The sequence below is a fragment of the Donghicola sp. genome (genome assembly GCF_025210255.1).
In the GTDB taxonomy this organism is placed as follows: domain Bacteria; phylum Pseudomonadota; class Alphaproteobacteria; order Rhodobacterales; family Rhodobacteraceae; genus Donghicola; species Donghicola eburneus.
Window position 1 is genome coordinate 160,200 of record NZ_JAOARZ010000026.1, and the last position, 19,584, is coordinate 179,783.

At 58.3% G+C, this 19,584-nt stretch carries 19 protein-coding genes; 7 read left to right on the forward strand and 12 right to left on the reverse strand.

Annotation, left to right across the window (positions count from 1 at the left end; translation table 11 throughout):
* Positions 1-80 precede the first annotated feature (80 nt).
* Complete coding sequence (locus tag N4A58_RS12925) at positions 81-812, forward strand: Crp/Fnr family transcriptional regulator (RefSeq protein ID WP_293710218.1); 732 nt, start codon at positions 81-83, stop codon at positions 810-812.
* 4 nt (positions 813-816) lie between these two features.
* Here the strand turns inward: N4A58_RS12925 and N4A58_RS12930 are convergent, their stop codons facing one another.
* Complete coding sequence (locus tag N4A58_RS12930) at positions 817-1,443, reverse strand: LysE family translocator (protein ID WP_293710220.1); 627 nt, start codon at positions 1,441-1,443, stop codon at positions 817-819.
* Positions 1,444-2,104: 661 nt separating this feature from the next.
* Here N4A58_RS12930 and N4A58_RS12935 point away from each other — a divergent pair.
* Positions 2,105-2,794 (forward strand): metal-dependent hydrolase, encoded by a 690-nt coding sequence (locus N4A58_RS12935; protein WP_293710222.1) that lies wholly within the window; start codon positions 2,105-2,107, stop codon positions 2,792-2,794.
* 16 nt (positions 2,795-2,810) lie between these two features.
* Here N4A58_RS12935 and N4A58_RS12940 read toward each other — a convergent pair whose 3' ends face one another.
* Complete coding sequence (locus N4A58_RS12940) at positions 2,811-3,806, reverse strand: LacI family DNA-binding transcriptional regulator (protein WP_293710224.1); 996 nt, start codon at positions 3,804-3,806, stop codon at positions 2,811-2,813.
* Between the two features lie 187 nt (positions 3,807-3,993).
* On the opposite strand from N4A58_RS12940, the gene N4A58_RS12945 reads away from it, so the two are divergent.
* The 5 genes from N4A58_RS12945 (at position 3,994) to N4A58_RS12965 (ending at position 9,167) form a co-directional block, all read left to right on the forward strand.
* Positions 3,994-5,295 carry an extracellular solute-binding protein gene (locus N4A58_RS12945; protein WP_293710226.1) on the forward strand — a complete coding sequence of 434 codons (1,302 nt, stop codon included), beginning with the start codon at positions 3,994-3,996 and terminating at the stop codon, positions 5,293-5,295.
* A gap of 70 nt (positions 5,296-5,365) precedes the next feature.
* Positions 5,366-6,247, forward strand: coding sequence for an ABC transporter permease subunit (locus N4A58_RS12950; RefSeq protein ID WP_293710228.1), 882 nt, complete (start codon positions 5,366-5,368; stop codon positions 6,245-6,247).
* Between the two features lie 9 nt (positions 6,248-6,256).
* Positions 6,257-7,120, forward strand: coding sequence for an ABC transporter permease subunit (locus tag N4A58_RS12955; protein ID WP_293710230.1), 864 nt, complete (start codon positions 6,257-6,259; stop codon positions 7,118-7,120).
* Between the two features lie 11 nt (positions 7,121-7,131).
* Entirely contained in the window at positions 7,132-8,169 is a 1,038-nt protein-coding gene (locus tag N4A58_RS12960) for a sn-glycerol-3-phosphate import ATP-binding protein UgpC (protein WP_293710232.1), read from the forward strand.
* Positions 8,166-9,167 carry an endonuclease/exonuclease/phosphatase family protein gene (locus N4A58_RS12965; protein WP_293710234.1) on the forward strand — a complete coding sequence of 334 codons (1,002 nt, stop codon included), beginning with the start codon at positions 8,166-8,168 and terminating at the stop codon, positions 9,165-9,167. The genes N4A58_RS12960 and N4A58_RS12965 overlap by 4 nt, the downstream gene beginning before the upstream one ends.
* On the opposite strand, the gene eutC is transcribed toward N4A58_RS12965, so the two are convergent.
* The 10 genes from eutC to N4A58_RS13015 form a co-directional block, all read right to left on the reverse strand.
* Entirely contained in the window at positions 9,168-9,914 is a 747-nt protein-coding gene (eutC, locus tag N4A58_RS12970) for an ethanolamine ammonia-lyase subunit EutC (RefSeq protein ID WP_293710236.1), read from the reverse strand.
* Positions 9,911-11,296, reverse strand: coding sequence for an ethanolamine ammonia-lyase subunit EutB (locus N4A58_RS12975; protein ID WP_293710238.1), 1,386 nt, complete (start codon positions 11,294-11,296; stop codon positions 9,911-9,913). Before N4A58_RS12975 ends, eutC begins: the two co-directional genes overlap by 4 nt.
* A gap of 130 nt (positions 11,297-11,426) precedes the next feature.
* Positions 11,427-11,870 (reverse strand): DMT family transporter, encoded by a 444-nt coding sequence (locus N4A58_RS12980; protein WP_293710240.1) that lies wholly within the window; start codon positions 11,868-11,870, stop codon positions 11,427-11,429.
* Positions 11,870-12,394: a GNAT family N-acetyltransferase gene (locus tag N4A58_RS12985; protein ID WP_293710242.1), complete on the reverse strand. Its 525-nt coding sequence runs from the start codon at positions 12,392-12,394 to the stop codon at positions 11,870-11,872. Before N4A58_RS12985 ends, N4A58_RS12980 begins: the two co-directional genes overlap by 1 nt.
* Positions 12,395-12,428: 34 nt before the next feature.
* A complete protein-coding gene (locus tag N4A58_RS12990) occupies positions 12,429-13,016 on the reverse strand; it encodes an XRE family transcriptional regulator (protein WP_293710244.1) in 588 nt (195 codons plus the stop codon).
* 45 nt (positions 13,017-13,061) lie between these two features.
* Complete coding sequence (locus N4A58_RS12995; protein ID WP_293710245.1) at positions 13,062-14,009, reverse strand: D-2-hydroxyacid dehydrogenase family protein; 948 nt, start codon at positions 14,007-14,009, stop codon at positions 13,062-13,064.
* 141 nt (positions 14,010-14,150) lie between these two features.
* Positions 14,151-16,940 carry a bifunctional aconitate hydratase 2/2-methylisocitrate dehydratase gene (locus N4A58_RS13000; protein ID WP_293710247.1) on the reverse strand — a complete coding sequence of 930 codons (2,790 nt, stop codon included), beginning with the start codon at positions 16,938-16,940 and terminating at the stop codon, positions 14,151-14,153.
* A gap of 325 nt (positions 16,941-17,265) precedes the next feature.
* Positions 17,266-17,952, reverse strand: a complete 687-nt coding sequence (locus N4A58_RS13005) for a GntR family transcriptional regulator (protein ID WP_293710249.1) — start codon at positions 17,950-17,952, stop codon at positions 17,266-17,268.
* Complete coding sequence (locus tag N4A58_RS13010; protein ID WP_293710251.1) at positions 17,949-18,392, reverse strand: MaoC family dehydratase; 444 nt, start codon at positions 18,390-18,392, stop codon at positions 17,949-17,951. Before N4A58_RS13010 ends, N4A58_RS13005 begins: the two co-directional genes overlap by 4 nt.
* Entirely contained in the window at positions 18,389-19,531 is a 1,143-nt protein-coding gene (locus N4A58_RS13015; protein ID WP_293710253.1) for an acyl-CoA dehydrogenase family protein, read from the reverse strand. Before N4A58_RS13015 ends, N4A58_RS13010 begins: the two co-directional genes overlap by 4 nt.
* Between the last annotated feature and the right edge of the window lie 53 nt (positions 19,532-19,584).

Sequence of the window (19,584 nt, forward strand, 5' to 3'; positions counted from 1 at the left end):
TCGGTTCTTGGAGAGACCAGAATTTTCCAGATTTTCGCGCCGTGTAGGGCGCACCCTCATTCTATTTTCAGGATATTCCTATGAATGCTCTGACACCGCTGTCCGAAGCGACAGCTCTCCCGTTGACGGGCGCTGGGCCTTTGCCATTCGATCATCCCCTGTTCGCGGGTCTTCCTCTTTCTGACATCGCAGAGATTGGAAGCGTGATGTCATGCCATCGCTTTAAGGACGATGCTTTGATCGCTGCAGATGATGTGCCTTTGGTCGGGATCATTTTAGCCGGCGCTGTAGCGCGGATTGCAAAGCAGGGGGATCAGGTCAGCACGGTCGGGCTACTACTGCCGAACGACTTGTTGATCCTTGAGGGGCCGCGCACAGCAGCGATCCACTCAATGGCTGTGGGCCTGACAGAGATCTTGGGGTGCTCTGCGCCAGAGTTTGACGCCTTGTTGCGGCGGTTTCCCAAGCTGCAGCTGAATTATCTGGATCTTGTTGCGTCAGAATTGCAGGCCACCCGCGAGTGGTACACCTTGCTCGGGCGCAAGACCGCGCCAGAACGCGTAGCCACTCTGATCCTAAAGCTGTCGCGTCATTCCGATCATCCGGACAGCCCTGTGATTGATTTGCGTCTGACACGCGATCGGATCGGCACCCTGTTGGGGCTCAAGATGGAGACTGTGTCGCGCCAGATCAGAGCATTCGCGAAGTTGGGGATTATAGCATTGTTCAGCCCGACAAAGATCGAGGTGCTCGACCACGGGGCCTTGATGCATGCGACCGGAGACGTTTGGCGCGAGAAAACGATGTTGTGATAAGCTAGCGCTGCGATGTCGCCAATTTGACCGCTAGGCTCAGAAAAACGATGCCCGCAGCGCGGTTTAATAGGGTTTGCCCCCACGGCGACCCCCGAAGCCAGCGGCTGAGACCGCCCGCCACGAGAGAAATGGTTGCAAAGGATGCAAACGCGCAAAGGATGAACAGGCCGCCCAACAGCATTATTTGTCCGGCCACGCTGCCGCGAGACTGGTCAGTAAATTGCGGTAGGAACGCGAGAAAGAAGATCGCAACCTTGGGATTGGTCAAGTTCATAACCACACCGCGCAAAATCATCGCCTTGGCTGAACGTTTCGCGATCCCCGTGTTCGCCAGCCGTTCGGGTTTCGCGAGCAGGGCTTGGTAGGCGAGATAGACCAGATACGCGGCGCCCGCGTACTTTAGCAGATTAAAGGCCATCTCGGACTGTTGAAAGACAACCGCGACGCCCATCGCGACGGCTACCGTGTGGCCCACTAACCCGAGGCAAAGTCCCACTGTCACGAGGATGCCATCCCGCGGCCCGCAAAGCGCCGATTGCGTCAGAACAAACAGATTGTCCGGTCCGGGTACCCAAGCCAGAAGCGTGGCAATACCGATGAAAGCTAGGGAAACGTCGTAGGTCAGCATAGCGCGGACCGTCTCATGCCGGCCGTCTTAGCGCAAGCGTGCTCCCGTTTGAGGCGCGGAGTGACACTGCGCTTGTTGAGCTCGGCACACCTTTATCGTGTATCTGTAACATCGCTTTTGCGAAATTTGATTCGTTCGGATGCAGTTGCGTTCTGGCTCGGCTGCGAAAAGTTGACGCGCAATGCCCTTACGTCAACTTTTGGCGTGAAAAGTAAACGGATTCCGCTGAATTTCTCCCCGGAAAATGTATCGGGTGCTTCAGTTTTTTGATGAAATAGTTGCGATTATTTAAATTAAGTAAGTATTTGCAGTATGTTGGGTGTAATTTTCGTAGATATGGTATGGAATACCTTACTATCCTAAATGATACCAAGTTATTACCAAAAAGTTAATTCAGGTTTCGGCACGCAACGTTTTTTAGTGTCTCTTGTTTGTCAGTCCGTCGTCATACTGTCTCGTCCTATACAGTTTCGGACAATTTATTTTATGACGTTGACCGGTCGCCAACTTAGTTGGTGGCCGGTTTTTTCTTGGGCGCGGACGGCTGTTTCTGATGGGCTTAGGAAGCCTGCAATCGCCTCTGCGTTGTGTTCAATCAGATCGGACTTGCTTGCTTGTGGCAGTGCGCTAGCCTCGACGCGAACCTGTTTCGGAGGATGATATGAAGATCACGTGGTTAGGGCATTCTGGTTTTCGATTGGATATCGCGGGGCAGTCCCTGCTGATTGATCCGTGGCTCGCTGGCAACCCGAGTTTCCCCGAAGAGCGTCGGGCTGACGCGCTCAATGGTGTGACGGGCATTTTGCTGTCTCATGGCCATGGGGATCATGCTTCGAATGTCATCGCTATTTCCAAAGAGCTCGGGGTGCCGGTCTACTGCATTCACGAACTGTCGAATTGGCTCGCGGGTCAAGGGGTCGAGGTTACCGGATTTGGCAAAGGGGGCACTGTGAAGATCGGCGATGTCTCAGTCTCTATGGTGACGGCGGTTCACTCTTCGTCCATCGATTTCACCGATACGCCACTTTACGCGGGTGGCGAAGCTGGCTTCGTTATCAAGGGAGAGGGGCACAGCATCTACTTCTCCGGCGATACCGATGTGACGATGGAGATGGATATCATCGCTGACCGCTATAAACCGGACGTGGGGATCTTGTGTGCGGGCGGCCATTTTACCATGGATATGGAAGGCGTGGCCTACGCAGCAAAACGGTTCTTTGACTTCAAGACTGTGATCCCCTGCCATTACGGCACCTTCCCGATTTTGGAGCAATCAGCGCAGCCGCTGGTCGACGCTTTGCCCGGCGTTGATGTGCGGGTGATGACCGTGATGGAGCCTGAGGACCTATGATACCTGTTTGATTTGGTCAGTGTGTGGCGCGGAGGATGACCTCCGCGTCGAGCCAGATCATCTCTGACGCCTTGGCGGGATTGGTCTGCCGGCGGTCTAATAGGTCGAGTATCGATGAAACCAGGCCGTTGATCGGGTTGCGCAGGGTTGTGAGTTGGATCGATGGCCATTTTGCCATGCTAATGTCGTCAAAGCCGATGACAGAGATATCCTCGGGGACAGTTCGCCCGCGCTCGCGAAGCGCGCCCAACGCGCCAATAGCCATGGCGTCATTCGCGCAGATCAGCGCGTCGAGAGCTGCGCAATTTGGCAGAGACATTACAGCATCGTAGCCGCTTTGGACGGTAAACGCGCCAGTCGCATCGGCGTGAAGCGCGAGGCCCGACATGTCCAAAGTCTCGATCACGCCCGACTTGCGTTCCGCCGAAGCACCAAAACCTGCAGGCCCGCCGATGTATCCGAACCGTGAGCGACCGCGCTGGATCAGAAGTTCTGTGCCCTTCGCCATGCCTTCGTGATTGCGGCAACAGACATTATCGACTCCTGCGGCGTCCAGAACGCGCCCGCTGGCGATCACGGGGATCCCTAGTTTGCCGCAGGCTTCGGAGATGTCGGTGGACAGGCTACCGGACCGCAAGATCATTGCTTCCAGTGGATACCTAAGGACATTGTCGACGGCATCACGCGCTGCGTCCCCGCTGCCACCGATCACGATCGGCCATTTTCCTGCTTCATTCAGGCCGCTGATCAGCTTGGCCGCGACCTCTTTGTCGTACTCATTGGCCATTTCCCCCACGAAAATCGCGATCAGATTAGAGCGGCGCCCTTGCAAGCCAGCGGCCATGGCATTTGGGCGATATCCAAGCTCATGGGCGGCGGCCTGTATCAGCGCGCGCTTGGCGGGCGCAAGATAGGCGCCGTCCGTAAAGGCGCGCGATACCGCAGAGCGGGACACACCAGCTCGTTTGGCGACATCGGCAGCGGTTACCCTGCGTTTCGCGTCACTGTCCATTTTTGGCCTTTTGGAAAAACTTCGTCGTTCCGACATCTAGCCGTTACATGTGGCGATTATGTGAACACGTGTGCACATCGGGGGCAAGGTCGAAAAAGGCCAGCACACCGTGTGGGCAAAACCGTTGCGCCCACTGGGACGCAGCCCTTTTGACCGCCCTGCGGGGCATAAAAACCGGATGAGTTCAATGAAGCGTCTTTCCATCGTCTCCAGCCTTGCGCTGATGCTGGCCTCGAACGCAGCTTTCGCCGAAACCCAAATTACGTGGTGGCACGCTATGGGCGGCGCACTGGGGGAAACCGTCAACCAGATCGCGACTGACTTTAACGACAGCCAAGATGAATACAGCATCACGCCCGTCTTCAAGGGCTCGTACGAAGAGACTCTGACCGCTGGTATCGCTGCGTTCCGCGCAGGCGAGCAGCCCAACATCATGCAGGTGTTCGACGCGGGCGCCGCGACTGTCATTGGTGCCAAGGGCGCAACTATCCCCGTTCAGGACCTGCTGACCCAAAACGGCGCTGACTTTGACATCAATGACTACATCTCGGGCGTGCGCTATTTCTACGCCGATGCGGATGGCAAGATGATTGGCATGCCCTTCAACTCGTCTTCGCCCATCATGTATTTCAACGTAGACGCTCTGGCAGCGGCTGGCGTCGAAGCGCCCAAGACTTGGGAAGAGTTCGAAACCACCACCGCGCCCGCTCTGATCGAAGCAGGCTATATCCCGCTGGCGCAGTCGCACTCGCCTTGGATTTTCGTCGAAAACTTTATGTCGCGTCACCATCTGCCGTTTGCGACGAACGACAACGGTTACACTGGCACCGACACTCAGATCCTCGTCAACAGCGACGAGATGAAGATGCACTGGACCAACGTCAAAGAGTGGCTGGATGAAGGCAAGTACGTTTGGTACGGCGCATCGTGGGATGACAACCAAGCGCCCTTCGAAGAAGGAAAAGTTGCGATCTGGATGGGCTCTTCGGGTTCGTTCGGCGGTCTGATGCAAAAAGACCTGCCGTTCGAATTCTCGGCCACCTATCTACCCTACTGGGAAGAAATCACCACCGAGCCGACCCAGACCTTTATCGGCGGCGCGTCGTTGTTCGCGATGGCTGGCAAGTCGGACGAAGAGAATGCCGCAACCGCTGCGTTCTTTGAATTCCTGACGTCGCCCGAGGTTCAGTACATGTGGCACCGTGAAACCGGCTACGTTCCGATCACCACCGCAGCTTACGAGCTGGCAAAAGAAGACGGCCACTACGACCGCTTCCCAGCTGCCGAAGTTGGCATCCAGCAGCTGTCGCTGGCGTCGGGCGAGAACACCAAAGGCTACCGGATGGGCTTCTACCCGCAGATCCGCGACGTGATGAACCGCGAGTTCGGCCGCATCCTGACCGACGAAACCTCGGTTGAGGCTGCGTTCGAGACCATCGAAACCGAAGCGAACGAGCTGCTCTCGCGCTTCGCGATGACCCAGAACTAATCAACCTGCCAGTTCCAGAGGTGGCCGCGACCATGCGGCCGCCTCTTCTGTTCATACGTACGGAGGGCTCATGAAACGTGCCGGATTTTCCGACCGTTGGCTGCCGGTTCTGTTCCTGCTGCCCCAGCTGACCATCATCGTTATTTTCTTCTACTGGCCTGCCGCCCATGCGGTCCGATCCTCATTCTTCCTGCAGGACCCCTTCGGATTTGGCGAAACCTTTGTGGGGATCAAGAACTACACCATGCTGCTGGACTCCGCGTCGTACCTGCGGGCGGCATGGTTTACGGTGATTTTTGTGGCTTTGGTGACCTTCCTGTCGCTGGCCATCGCACTGCTCTTGGCCGTCAAAGCGGACAAAGTCATTCGCGGGGCCAAGACCTATCGCACGCTGCTCATGTGGGTCTACGCGGTTGCGCCCCCCGTCGCCGGCGTGATCGGTTTGGTGCTGTTCGACCAATCGTGGGGTCCGGTCAAAGATTTCGTCGCGCAGTTCGGTTGGGATTTCCGTCTTGGGGTGAACTACTTCGACACCGCCTTCACGCTGGTCGTCATGTCAGTATGGAAGCAGTTGCCGGTAAACTTCATCTTCTTCCTGTCGGGCTTGCAGTCCATTCCGCGCTCGGTCCGAGAGGCCGCGTTGATCGACAACCGCTCTGCGGCAGGCCGGTTCTTGGATGTGACCTTCCCGCTGCTCGCGCCGACTGGCTTCTTTTTGTTGATCATCAACATCACCTACGCGCTGTTCGACACCTTTGGCATCTTTGACACCACTTTCAAAGGCGAGCCCGGCAACAACCCGATGACCCTTGTGTACAAGGTCTATCTGGACGGTTTCCGCGGCAATGACCTTGGCGGCTCGTCCGCGCAGTCGGTGATCCTGATGGTGCTGGTGCTGGCGCTGACCATCTTCCAGTTCCGCATGGTCGAACGCCGCATCCACTATACCTGAGGACCCCAGATGTCTGTTTCAACACGTCGTATCCGTTGGTCCGCGGTATTGGACCACTCCATCCTGATCATCGGATCGCTGATCATGATCCTGCCCGTGGTGATGCTACTGCAAATGGCCTCGACCACGGACGTTCACACCATGAAGAACGGACCGGGTCTGGTTTTCGGCGACCAGTTGCCCGTGAACTTCGACAAGGCCATGTTCAAGGCCGACGGCTTTTCCGGCGAAAATACCGGCCTCAGGATGCTGTATAACTCGATGATCCTCGGCTTTGGCTTTGCGATCGGCAAGATCTTCATCGGGATGATGGCCGCCTACGCGATCGTCTACTTCCGGCTGAAGTTCGCGACGATGGCCTTCTGGGTGATCTTTACCACGCTGCTCCTGCCGCTCGAGGTCCGCATTCTGCCCTCCTACGAGATCGTGCAGAAGCTGGGGATGCTGAACACCTACCAAGGGCTGATCATTCCGCTCATCGCCTCGGCCACGGCGACTTTCTTCTTTCGGCAGTTCTTCCGTTCTGTCCCCGAAGAATTGGTCGAAGCCGCTCGCATCGACGGTGCGGGGCCCATCAAGTTCTTCGTTGATATTCTGGTGCCCCTGTCGCGCACTATGATCGCTGCGATGTTTATCATCATGTTCGTCTACGGATGGAACCAATACCTGTGGCCCACCATGATCACCACGGACGAGGGCATGTACACACTGGTCCGCGGCATCAAGCAGATCACCCAAGCGCTCGAGGGGACAAACCTGCCGGAATATGGCCGGTCCAACCTCTTGGCCTTGATCGCGATCCTGCCCCCCGTTCTCATCGTCATTTTCTTCCAGAGCTGGTTCGTCAAGGGCCTCACGGAATCCGACAAGTAAGGAATTTTCCCATGGCACAGGTCAAACTGAACGCTGTCCGCAAAACCTATCCCAACGGGTTCGAAGCGGTGAAACCCGCCAGCTTTGACATCGCGGACGGCGAGTTCGTGGTGCTGGTTGGCCCCTCGGGCTGCGGCAAGTCCACGATGCTACGGATGATCGCGGGTCTTGAAGACATCAGCGCGGGCGAGCTTTGGATTGGGGACCGCGTGGTTAACAACGTGGACCCCGCCGACCGAGACATCGCGATGGTGTTCCAGAACTACGCGCTGTACCCGCACATGACGGTCCGAAAGAACATCGGCTACGGGCTGAAGAACCGCAAAATCCCCAGCGCCGAGATTGACGCCAAAGTCGCCGAAGCAGCCAACATGCTGAACCTGAAAGACTATCTGGATCGCAAGCCCAGTCAGTTGTCGGGCGGCCAGCGTCAGCGCGTCGCCATGGGGCGCGCCATCGTTCGTGATCCTGCGCTGTTCCTGTTCGACGAACCTCTGTCGAACCTAGATGCGAAGCTGCGCAACCAGATGCGGATAGAGATCAAGGCCCTGCAACGTCGTCTCGGCGTCACCGCCGTCTACGTGACCCACGACCAGGTCGAGGCGATGACTATGGCCGACCGCATCATCGTGATGAACGGCGGCGTAATCGAGCAAATTGGGACCCCGTCAGAGGTGTATCACAGCCCCGCATCGACCTTTGTCGCCAGTTTCATGGGCGCACCGCCGATGAACTTGTTCGATGGCCACGCAAATGGGTCCGAGGTCCATGTGGGCAGCACCCCGCTGCATCGTCATGCCCATCAGGGCAAAGTTACCGTCGGCATCCGCCCCGAAGACATTGTACCCGATGTCACCGGTCCCTTGGCGATCAACGTCAACATCATCGAAGAGCTAGGCGCCCATCGTTTGCTGCATGGGCACATGGCAGAGCAGCCCGTCACCATTCACGTCGCCAAAGACTTCCCCGCCGCTATCGGCCCGATGACCGCGTCAATCAAACCCGATGCTGTCTCGCTCTTTGACACTGCGACGGGGCGCCGCCTATGACCCGCGTTGTTGATGTTTTGCCTCCAGCGACGGAGGCGCAGATTGATGCAATCCGCATCGCCCCGCGTACCGCTACGGCGCATCGCGTCTTACTCGCTGATCTGGACTGCATGAACGCGGTTCAGGTGGGCGGGCAGGGGCCTTCGACCCCTTTGCCTGCCGATCCGCGCATCATCGCGTGGAATGTGGAGCGTTGCCTCTTTCCCGAAGAAACAGCGGCGCAAGTGGCTGCGCACGGGGCCGATGTCGCCCTGTTGTCCGAAGTTGACTGCGGCATGGCACGCACCCAGCAGCGCCACACCACCGCCGATATGGCTGACGCGTTGGGGCTGCACTACGCTTTCGGGGTGGAATTCCTTGAGCTTGGGCTTGGCAGCCCCACGGAACTTGAGTTCTGTGAAGATGATCATAATGCGCGGGGTTGGCATGGTAACGCGATCCTGTCACGCACGCCTTTCAAGCGTGTAGAGATGCTCCGTCTCGATGATCACGGCCATTGGTTTTGCCCTGACTTCGGCGCGGACCCTGGACAGCCGCGCGTTGGTGGCCGGATGGCGCTCATGGCGGTGGTTGACACAGAGACAGGGTCGCTCTGCGTTGTCTCAACTCATCTGGAAAGCAATGCTGGCCCTGAACATCGAAAAGAACAGTTCGACCGATTGCTCGATGCGATTGACCGCTTTGCGCCTGATACGCCGGTAATCATTGGCGGCGACCTAAATACTGGAAACCACGTCCCGCCTGACTACAGCTGGCAGTCTGAGACTCTGTTTGCGGGGGCACAGGCGCGCGGCTACTCGTGGTCCGGTACGCCAGAAGGCATGACCACGCGCCCCAGCCTGATCACGCGTCACCCCGAGCGCCGGATGAAACTTGATTGGTTCGCAACGCGTGGCCTGCAAACTACTGAGAGTGTCTTGATAGCGTCTGATGCGACTGGCCAAGTTCTATCCGATCACGACGCTGTATTGTGTCGCGTGACGCGCGAAGCCGTTTGATCAATCGGGACTTGGCAGGGCGACTCCGCTGCGACCTGCCAAGCGGCTTTGGTCGAACAAGGTCCTGATCAAATCGGCTGCAGCGCCTGTTTCCATCCCGCCCTTGCGAATGTTGGACACGCAGTAGCGCTCCGAATCCCGGGTGTCCACTCGGGGCTTCCAAGTCAGATAGGCGCCCAAAGAATCTGCTGCAGACAGGCCTGGTCGTTCGCCGATCAGTGTCAGCACCGCCTTGGCCTTGAGGGCCAAGGCGATCTTGTCACCAGTTGCGACACGGCCATTCCTCAGCAAGACGGTGCCGAGCTTTAGGTCATTCGGTAGCCGCTCTGTGAGCGCCTTGATCAAGGGGGCGGCGTTTTGGTTCACGGCAAGCGATGACAACCCGTCGCCCACGACGATGCACAGGTCACATTTCGTGCCTGCTTGCTCCAAAGCATCTTGCGAGGCTTCGGATAGGACACGGCCAAGGTCCGGACGTGTGAGATATTCCTCGCGCGACGTGACCGCCGACTCCGCGATAAGGGGCCATGGGCTATTGGCTAATGCTTGGGTCAGGCCGTCGATATCGAACTCAGACGAGATCGCATCGCGGGCTTTGGCGTGATCCAAGGCGAACCGCAAAACGGTCTTGGTGGGCTGTGCCGCCCCAGCTTGGCCGAGTCCGATGCGCGCGTCCGTGAAACGCTTCAGACGCTCCAGCGTGTCTGAGGTGAAGATACGGCGGGGCAGATCGGGGGGAGTGCTCATTGCGCCATCTCCAGCAATTGACCAGCGCTGCCCTGTAGCCAAGTTTGCGCTCCGGTCGTGCGACCTTGGGCGTCGATAATATCTTTCTCAGCCAGCCATTTCGCGAACTCTGGCGCCGCGGTTAGGCCCAGAGTTTCGCGTAGTTGGGCCAGATCGTGATGAGACAGACTCTGATAATTCAGCATGATGTCGTCCGCGCCCGGCACGGTGATCACAAAGTTCACACCCGCATTTGCCAGCGCGTGTAGCAGAATATCCATGTCGTTTTGATCCGCTTCGGCATGGTTGGTGTAGCAGACGTCAACGCCCATCGGTACGCCTAGCAATTTACCGCAAAAGTGGTCTTCGAGCCCTGCTCGAATGATCTGCTTGCCGTCGTACAGGTACTCTGGCCCGATAAACCCGACCACAGTATTCACCAGCAGACAGTCATAGGCCCTTGCGACTGCATAGGCGCGGGTTTCGATGGTTTGCTGATCTACACCGTGATGCCCGTTCGAAGACAGCGCCGCCCCTTGGCCTGTTTCAAAATACATGACGTCCAGCCCTACCGTTCCACGGTTCAGGGCGCGCGCGGCCTCCTGCGCTTCGGTCAGATGAGCGAGGGTGACCCCAAATCCGGCATTTGCGGCTTCGCTGCCAGCGATGGATTGGAACACCAGATCCACTGGCGCACCAAGGTTCATCGCCTCAATCGCGGTTGTCACATGTCCCAGCACACAGGATTGAACCGGCATATCAAAGGCAAGTCGCAATTCGTCCAGCATGCGTGCGGTTCGAATGTATTCGGTGATGCCGTCGGTGGCAGGGTTCACTCCGATGACCGCGTCACCAGAGCCATAGACCAGCCCGTCTACCGCACTGATCGCGATCCCCAAGGGATCGTCCGTGGGGTGGTTCGGCTGGTTCCGGCCCGCGATCGTGCCCGGCAGACCGACCGTGGTGCGGAACGCTCGCACGACCTGAATTTTTCGCGCGACCGAGATCAGATCGGCATTCCGCATTAGCTTGGACACGGCTGCCGCCATTTCGGGTGTCAGCCCCCATGCAATAGAACTGATTTGCGCCCCGTCAGCGCCCAACAGCCATTCCCGAAACTCCCCTACGGTCAGGTGCGCGATGGGGGCAAAGGCCGCTGGATCAAGTTGTTTCACAATCAGATCGGAGACGTCGTCCTGAACCTCGGGGATCAATGCCTCGTCCAAAAATGCCTTGAGCGGCAGGTCTGCCAAGCAATACTGCGCCGCGATGCGCTCCTCGGCGCTTTGGGCGGCGATCCCTGCCAGAACATCACCGGAGCGGTGCGGCGTAGCGCAGGCCATCAGACGGCGGAGGTCGTCGAACGTCCAGCGGGTTGCGCCGAATGTGTGAGAGTAGCTCATCAGAGGGTGTCCTGCTGTCTATACTTGCGGCCAGAGTGTTAGGGCGCGGTCCGACTTGCAAGAAGTGCAGGGCCGCTGCGCGCCGCCATAGCGGGCAGGTCTGGCCATACTGCCCAGAGGATAGGCGGCTTTAGGGGCTTCGGGTGATGATCAGATAGGCTCCGCTCAGCAACAGAAGCGCGCCAAAGGCCGCGCTGCCAATCTGGTGCAGGTCAAACCGCTCTGCTTTCAGAATGTCCCACCCCAAACCAAAGATGAGCTGACTGGCCACCAGGATAGAGATGGTCGCGGCCGCCCCGAGCTGCGCATACCCTGTAATGCTGGCGAAAACGAAGAATGACCCCAAAATTCCGGGCACAAGCGCCCATGGTTTTAGGACGTGCAAGACCTCTGCCAGCCCGCCAAGCCCAACCTTTCGCAAGAGCAATGTAGAGAGCAAAACCAGACCCACAGCTGAATTGAGCGCAAGGGCAAACAGGATCGTCGAGGTCAGATCGGTAATCCGCGCCATCAGGATGTTCTGCAACACCAAACCCGCACCCGCAGCGATCAATAGCAGCATGTAGGTGTTCATTAGCGCTGCCCTATATCGTCTGGATCATCGCGCGCGTCGAGGGTGAGTTGCAGGAACGCCAGATCCAGCCAGCGTCCGAACTTGGTGCCGACCTGTGACATGTGGGCGACTTGTTTGAACCCAAGCTTTTCGTGCAGGTGGATCGAGCCTGCGTTGCCCGCTTCTATTCCCGCGACCATTACGTGTTTTCCGATTGATCGAGCGCGGGTGATTAGAGCCTCCATCAATGCTCGGCCAGTGCCTTGGCCGTGTTGGTCCACACGGACATAAATCGAATGCTCGACTGTGTGGCGAAACCCGTCAAATGCGCGCCAGTCCCCGAAGGACGCGTAGCCCAAAACGTCAGAGCCATTCGTAGCGACGAGGATTGGATAGCCTGCAGCGGCGCGGTCATTGAACCACGTGCGGCGGTTTTCCAGATCGACTTCGCGCTCGTTCCAGATGGCAGTCGTGTGGGCGACGGCATGATTGTAGATGTCCGTAATCCCTTGGAGGTCACTTTCCAAAGCGTCTCTGATCTGCATGGCCCGACTCCTGCTGAGATGAGAAGAGTGTTTACTATTGTGGATTTTGCGTCAATGGCGGTGGGCGGCGCAAAACGATCACGGCGTAGGTGCAGGGCGCTTCACCCGCATTCTCAAAAATGCAATCAGTGGGCGGTCCAAGGTGCAGGCAATCGCCGACTTCTAGGGCGTGACGCACATCGCCTTCGTGGAACACAAGGCTGCCCTCTATGACCCAGATGAGATGCTCTGAAAAAGCATAGGCCGCAGCGGGTATCGGCACGCGAGCGCCAGCGGGCAAGGTCACTTCGACGAGGTCCAGTGGCAGCTGGGTCTGCGGCGACACATGTCGGCGTATATATCCGGTCTCAGGGTCGGTCCAAACGGACTGGTCCTGCCGCCGTAAGAGCTGGCCACCATCAGCCTCGGCGCGTGCCATCAGGGTGGACATGGTCATCTGAAGCGCGCCCGAGAGCTTGCTGAGAAGCTTGGCGGTTGGGCTGCTGCCGCCCCGTTCGATCTTGTGGATCATCGCCCGAGAGACACCGGCCCGCTCCGCCAGATCGGTCAGCGACCAGTTCCGGCTTTCGCGCTCGGTCTTGATCCGCGCGCCAATTTTCTGATCCAGGTCATCTTGCTGCATCGTGATAGTATAGTGGACTGATCCCTCATGCAGCAACCGCTGAAATCAAAGCGTTCGGATCGGGGTGCCTGCCACGAAGTGCTCGATCGCGTCGACAGTGTCTTCGTAGAAGAGGCGCCACGTGGCTTCGGTGACGTAGCCAAGATGCGGGGTTAGCAGCAGTCGTTGGCCGAACTCTGCACTCGCTTTGCGCCACGGGTCATCCGCGCTCAGCGGTTCGTCTTCGAAGACGTCTATGCCCGCCATCGCAGGTTTGCCTTGGCGAAGTCCTTCGAAAAGGGCAGCGCGATCGACGAGCCCTGCGCGCGAAGTGTTCAAAAATATTGCGCCGTCGGGCAAGGCTTCGAACGCGTCGGAGCCGATCAGGCCTTGGGTCGTCTTGGACAGGACCATATGCACAGTTAGTACGTCAGACGTCTGCGCCAGTTCGGGGAGTGTCGCAGCAAAGGTAACCCCTGCCTCTGCTGCGCGCTCAGGGGTCAGGTTCGGGGACCAAGCACTGACTTGCATCCCGAAAGCCTTGCCAATGGTCGCGACCTGCTGACCAATTTTGCCAAGGCCCACAATCCCGAGCGAAAGCCCCGCCAGATCGCGACCGGGTGCGCCTTGCCAACCACCAGAGCTGAGGCGCGCGGTTTCAGGCAGGATGCGGCGGCTGAGCGACAGCATCAGCGCCATGGTCAGCTCAGATGTCGTAGTTTTTCGCGAGCCGGTACCGCAAACATGGATACCTTTTGCCTTGGCGGCGGCGACGTCAATGGACAGGTTTCTGGGGCCCGTGGTGACAATAAGCTTTAGGTCAGGCAGCGCGTCGATCAGTGCCGCAGGGAAGGGTGTGCGTTCGCGCATCAAGCAAATGATGTCAAAGCCCCGCAACTCTGCGGCGGGATCGGGCAGCGCCTCGTGAAAAAATACGATTTCGGCGTCCAGCCGGTCCCAGTCCGCATAGTCTTTCGCCACGCGGGCATAGTCATCCAGAACAGCAATTTTCATCAGGGCGCGCTCCTCTCAGGCTTTGGTTAGGCAACCTCAGCCGCGCGTAATGCGCAAGCCAGCAGCGGTGCTCCTATGCAAAAGAAATGGGCCGCTCTGATAACGAGCGGCCCACTGAATTTTAGCAATCAAGCTACGGTCTTAGAAGTGGACCGAACGCGAGGTTCCGGGAACTTCCTGCGGCGGTGCAAACTTGGTCAGGTTGATGCCTTTTACCGCTGCCTTATACTCGTCCGAGTTGGGCGTGCGGCCAAGGATCGCCGACAGAACAACCACGGGGGTCGAAGCCAGCAGCGATTCACCCTTCTTCTCGGCGCTGTCTTCAACGACGCGGCCTTGGAATAGACGGGTCGAGGTCGCCAGAACGGTGTCGCCTTTGGCGGCCTTTTCCTGGTTACCCATGCAGAGGTTACAGCCGGGACGCTCGAGGTACAGAATGTTTTCGTACTCGGTGCGGGCGTTGGCTTTGGGGAACAGATCGTCGAACTCAAAGCCCGAGTATTTCTGCAGGATGTCCCAGTCGCCTTCTTCTTTCAGTTCGTCGATGATGTTGTAGGTCGGTGCGGCCACAACCAGCGGTGCCTTGAACTCGACCTTGCCGTTGGCTTCTTCGAGGTTCTTGAGCATCTGCGCGACGATCTTGATGTCACCCTTGTGCACCATGCACGAGCCGACAAAGCCCAGATCCACCTTCTTGTCGCCGCCGTAGTAGGAAACGGGGCGAATGGTGTCGTGGGTGTAACGGCGCGACGGATCGGCGTTGTTTACGTCGGGGTCGGCGATCATGGGCTCGTCGATCAGGTCCAGATCAACGACGACTTCGGCAAAGTACTTGGCGTTTGCGTCGGGGGTCAGCGCGGGCTTCTCGCCCGATCGGATTTCCGCGATACGCTTGTCGGCTTTGTCGATCAGACCTTGCAGAGTCTTGGCTTCGTTATCCATGCCCTTGTCGATCATGGTCTGGATGCGGCCTTTGGCCAGTTCCAGCGAGCCAATCAGGGTTTCATCGTTGGAGATACAGATCGAGGCTTTCGCCTTCATCTCTGCGGTCCAGTCGGTGAAGGTAAACGCTTGGTCTGCCAGCAGGGTGCCGATGTGTACTTCGATGATGCGGCCCTGGAACACGTTGTCGCCGCACTGCTTGAGCATCTGCGCCTGAGTTGCGTGTACCACGTCGCGGAAGTCCATGTGGTCCGCCATCTGGCCCTTGAAGGTCACTTTGACCGACTCGGGGATGGGCATGGTGGCTTCGCCGGTGGCCAGTGCCAGAGCAACGGTGCCCGAGTCCGCGCCAAAGGCAACGCCCTTGGACATACGGGTGTGGCTGTCGCCGCCGATGATGATGTCCCAGTCGCTGACGGTGATGTCGTTCAGCACTTTGTGGATCACGTCGGTCATCGCGTGGTATTCGCCCTTGGGGTCGCGCGCGGTGATCAGACCGAAGTCATTCATGAACTTCATCAGGCGAGGGATGTTGGCCTGAGCCTTCTTGTCCCAAACCGAAGCGGTGTGACAGCCTGACTGGTAGGCCGCGTCAACGGTGGGCGAAATGGTGGTCGCCGCCATGGCTTCCAGTTCTTGGCTGGTCATCAGGCCGGTGGTGTCCTGCGAGCCAACGATGTTCACTTTGACGCGCACGTCCGAGCCAGCGTGCAGGACTTTGCCCTTTTCGACGCCAACAGCGTTTGCGTTGAAGATCTTTTCGACGGCGGTCAGGCCCTGATCGGCAACGGTCACTTCTTTCGAAGGTGCGTAGACGGCGGGGGCTTCGACACCCAGAGTTTCAGCGGCAAATGTCTGCAGCTTCTTGCCAAAGACCACAGCATAGGAGCTGCCAGCCTTCATGAACTCGACCTTCTGCGGGGTGAAGGCAGAGGAGACGTCGACCAGCTCTGCACCGGTTTCGTCGTAGAGTTTCTTCTCTTTGGTGTTGATGGTCAGCACCTTGCCGGTCTCGACCGAGTATTTCTGTTCGAGAACAGGGTTGCCTTCGGCGTCCAGAACGGGCTTGCCGTTTTCGTCCAGCTTCTTGACCCAGTTCTTCAGGTCCAAGCCGATGCCGCCGGTGACGCCAACAGTGGTCAGGAAGATCGGCGAAATGCCGTTGGTGCCCGCCACAACGGGGGCAAAGTTCACGAAAGGCACATAGGGGCTGGCTTTCTTACCGGTCCACAGCGCGACGTTATTGACGCCGGACATACGCGACGAACCAACGCCCATGGTGCCTTTTTCAGCGATCAACATGACGCGTGCGTCAGGGTGCTGTTCTTGCAGGTCCTGAATTTCTTTTTGCGCTTCGGGGCTGATCATGCACTTGCCGTGCAGTTCGCGGTCCGAACGAGAGTGCGCCTGGTTGCCGGGCGACAGAAGGTCGGTCGAGATATCGCCTTCGGCAGCGATGTAGGTCACGACTTTGACTTCTTCGTCCACTTCGGGAAGCTTGGTGAAGAACTCGGCCTTCGCGTAGCTGTCCAAAATGTCTTTGGCGATCGCGTTGCCGTCTTTATAGGCAGCGGCCAGGCGCTCCATGTCTGCCTCATAGAGGAAGACCTGAGTTTTCAGCACGTCAGCAGCTTGGCCTGCGATCTCTGCGTCGTCACCCAGCGCCAGATCCAGCAGAACTTCGATCGATGGGCCGCCCTTCATGTGCGACAGCAGTTCGAACGCGAAATCGGGTGTGATTTCTGCGACGGTTGCTTCGCCAAGGATGATCTTTTTCAGGAACGCTGCCTTCACACCTGCGGCGCTCGTGGTGCCGGGCAGGGTGTTGTAGATGAAGAAGTTCAGCGAGTCTTCACGGTGCTCGTTCGCTGTGTCCTCGATCTGCGCGATCAGTTCAGCAACCAGCGCGCCGTCGTCGATCGGCTTGGGGTGCAGGCCCTCGCCTTTGCGGGTTTCGATTTCTTCAAGATAGGCAGTGTACAAGCTCATGGCGATCCCTGCGGTTCAGTGGTGGGGCAAGCTTGGGTGCCGAACGGCAAAATATATGTTGGCGAGCGGCGGCAAGCTTAATTGTATGCGGATGTATACCAAACGTATTTACGTGGCAAGAGGTTGGCGACGGGATTACGGCCCGAACGCCTCTGTGTCGAGCAAAAGCGACGTTTTTCAGCGGCCTGAGGCATTATGCCTGACCTTGGGTCACTCTTTGCGGGGGCTTCTGAGCGGGAAATAGGGGCAGAGTAGGCGAATCCACGTCCTTGGTGTGGTCCGGCAAACGTCAGACGGGGCGCCTTGGCAGGGCCCCGATCTAAGGTCAGGTCTCGATCCGCGAGATCAGGTCGTCCATGACGGCGGCGTTCTGCATGCGCAAGATCGCTTCGGCTGCGGACATATCTTGGCGGCGCATGGCATCAATGAGTAGCGTCATCTCTTCGGCCATTACACTGCGGCGGCCCGAGCCGTAGCCGTAATTGCGGCGGAATGCGAAGATCGTGTCCCACCCGCGCAAGAAGACGCGCAGTGCTTCTTTGTTGCCGCCGAACTCCATGAGTTTCGCGTTGAATCGGCGATTGCTCTCAATCGCCTCGGTGTCGTTGCCGGTTTCCAACTGGGCACGGTAATCCGCAGCCAGCGACTCTAGTGTGCGTATGCGTTCCAGCGTTAGCTTTCGCATTCCGCTGCGCACAGCAAAAATCCGCAATTCAGTGTTCAATTCGAACAGATCGGTGACGTAGCTGCGATCCAACTGCCGCACCGTTGCGCCGCGGTTGGGCTCTATGCTGACCAGCCCTTCGCCCTCAAGCTTGCGCAGAGCCTCGCGCAGGGGCATCGTCGAGAACCCCAGCCGTTTGGCCAGTTCGCTGGTTTTCAGGCGCTCGCCGGGGGTGACCCGACCGGCAAGAATGTCCTCACGGATCAGGTTGGTCACCTGATCCACTGAATTTACGGCACTATCGGCTGGCAAAGTTGCTTCTTCTTCCATGCGCAGAATGTTGATCAACCCGCCTTGCGGATCAAGGAGATATGTTCGGCGTCGATCAGGATGGTCCCGTCCTTGCGGCATAGGCGCACGGCCTCGGTAATGACGCCTGCGGGGCGCGAGCTGCTCTCGCGTTTGCCGGTGAAGTCCATTTCCACATAGACTTCGTCCCCCGCCAGAATCGGCGTTTTAAACCGCACATCGTTCCAGCCAAGCGACGCAATCGAGGTGTCCTCGTAGAGCTTCAGCTCGGTCTTTAGGCCCTCCATCAGCGACAACCCGTACAGGCCGTGCGCGATGATTCCGGGGAAACCAGCCTTCTTGGCGTAGTCCTCGTCCGTGTGCAGGGGGTGGTGATCCCGCGTGAGGCGACAAAAATCAGCAATATCATGCGCTGAAATTTTGTGCGTTTCGGTCGTGTAAGTCGTGCCGACCACCACATCTTCGTAAAACAGGTTCATGTGTAAGCCTTCTGGACCTGACGCGCGATGATCATGCGCTGGATCTGGTTCGTGCCTTCGTAGATCTGGCTGAGTCGCACATCGCGGAACAGGCGCTCGATCCGGAACTCGCGGGAATAGCCGTTGCCGCCATGGATTTGCAGCGCGTTCGAGATGTGAACCTGCGCCATATCGGTGGTGAACAGCTTGGCCTGAGCGGCCTCCATCGCGATGGAGTGGCCTGCGTCATAGAGCTTGGCCGCGTTATGGATCAGCAGGCGCGCTGCCGAGATATCCTTGGCCATATCGGCGATCATGAACTGGATCGCTTGATGTTCAAAGATGGGCTTTCCGAACTGTTTGCGGTCGTTCGCGTAGCTGATGGCGTCTTCCATCGCGGCTTGCGCCATGCCCAACGCCATGGAGGACATCATCAAACGGGCAAAGTTGAAGTTCCCCATTGCCATCTTGAACGCGCCGCCTTCGGGGCCGATCAGGTTGGTGACAGGCACGCGGACCTCGTCAAGGGTGACCATGCACTCGGCCAGACCGTGCATTCCCAGCAGGTCTTCGGACTTGCCTTTGATCACGCCCGCGCGGTCGGTTTCGACAAGGATACAAGAGATGCCTTTGTGGCCCGCCTCGGGGTCTGTTTTCGCGAACACCATGATCACGTCGGCGATCTGGCCAAAGGTCACCCACGCTTTGGTGCCCTTGATCACATACTCGTCGCCGTTACGGATCGCTGTTGTTTTCATAGCCGCGACGTCCGATCCGGTGTCGGGTTCAGTGACCGCGGTGGCTGGAATGACGGAGCCGTCAAGGATGCCGGGGATCCAGCCCTTGGTGGTCTCCGACCCGTGGTGGTCCAGGAAAATCGCGGCCTCAACCGGAATGGCGAATGCGTTGCCCACCGCGCCAGAGCCGCGCGCGATCTCTTCCATCACGATGCAGGCGGCCATGGCATCAAGGCCCACGCCGCCCGCGTCTTCGCTGAGTGCAACGCCGAACAGACCCTGTTCAGCCAGCGCGTTGTAGATTTCGCGGGGGAATTCATCCTCGCGGTCAATGGTGGCGGCCGCAGGGGCGACCACGTTTTCCGAAAGCTTGCGCGCGGTGTCCCGCACCATGCGCTGCTCTTCGTTGTAGAACTGATCCAATGTGATCTCCAAATTCCGAAAACTGATACGATCTGATCAAGAGCTAACTCTGC

Excerpts from the sequence above, each read along its gene's own strand:
- N4A58_RS12950 (WP_293710228.1), top strand. The coding sequence starts at position 5,366 with ATGAAACGTGCCGGATTTTCCGACCGTTGGCTGCCGGTTCTGTTCCTG.
- N4A58_RS12925 (WP_293710218.1), top strand. The coding sequence starts at position 81 with ATGAATGCTCTGACACCGCTGTCCGAAGCGACAGCTCTCCCGTTGACG.
- N4A58_RS12985 (WP_293710242.1), bottom strand. The coding sequence starts at position 12,394 with ATGCAGATCAGAGACGCTTTGGAAAGTGACCTCCAAGGGATTACGGAC.
- eutC (WP_293710236.1), bottom strand. The coding sequence starts at position 9,914 with ATGAGCACTCCCCCCGATCTGCCCCGCCGTATCTTCACCTCAGACACG.
- N4A58_RS12930 (WP_293710220.1), bottom strand. The coding sequence starts at position 1,443 with ATGCTGACCTACGACGTTTCCCTAGCTTTCATCGGTATTGCCACGCTT.
- N4A58_RS13000 (WP_293710247.1), bottom strand. The coding sequence starts at position 16,940 with ATGAGCTTGTACACTGCCTATCTTGAAGAAATCGAAACCCGCAAAGGC.
- N4A58_RS12945 (WP_293710226.1), top strand. The coding sequence starts at position 3,994 with ATGAAGCGTCTTTCCATCGTCTCCAGCCTTGCGCTGATGCTGGCCTCG.
- N4A58_RS12990 (WP_293710244.1), bottom strand. The coding sequence starts at position 13,016 with ATGCAGCAAGATGACCTGGATCAGAAAATTGGCGCGCGGATCAAGACC.
- N4A58_RS12995 (WP_293710245.1), bottom strand. The coding sequence starts at position 14,009 with ATGAAAATTGCTGTTCTGGATGACTATGCCCGCGTGGCGAAAGACTAT.
- N4A58_RS12955 (WP_293710230.1), top strand. The coding sequence starts at position 6,257 with ATGTCTGTTTCAACACGTCGTATCCGTTGGTCCGCGGTATTGGACCAC.
- N4A58_RS12960 (WP_293710232.1), top strand. The coding sequence starts at position 7,132 with ATGGCACAGGTCAAACTGAACGCTGTCCGCAAAACCTATCCCAACGGG.
- N4A58_RS12965 (WP_293710234.1), top strand. The coding sequence starts at position 8,166 with ATGACCCGCGTTGTTGATGTTTTGCCTCCAGCGACGGAGGCGCAGATT.
- N4A58_RS12935 (WP_293710222.1), top strand. The coding sequence starts at position 2,105 with ATGAAGATCACGTGGTTAGGGCATTCTGGTTTTCGATTGGATATCGCG.
- N4A58_RS12940 (WP_293710224.1), bottom strand. The coding sequence starts at position 3,806 with ATGGACAGTGACGCGAAACGCAGGGTAACCGCTGCCGATGTCGCCAAA.
- N4A58_RS12980 (WP_293710240.1), bottom strand. The coding sequence starts at position 11,870 with ATGAACACCTACATGCTGCTATTGATCGCTGCGGGTGCGGGTTTGGTG.
- N4A58_RS13010 (WP_293710251.1), bottom strand. The coding sequence starts at position 18,392 with ATGAACCTGTTTTACGAAGATGTGGTGGTCGGCACGACTTACACGACC.
- N4A58_RS12975 (WP_293710238.1), bottom strand. The coding sequence starts at position 11,296 with ATGAGCTACTCTCACACATTCGGCGCAACCCGCTGGACGTTCGACGAC.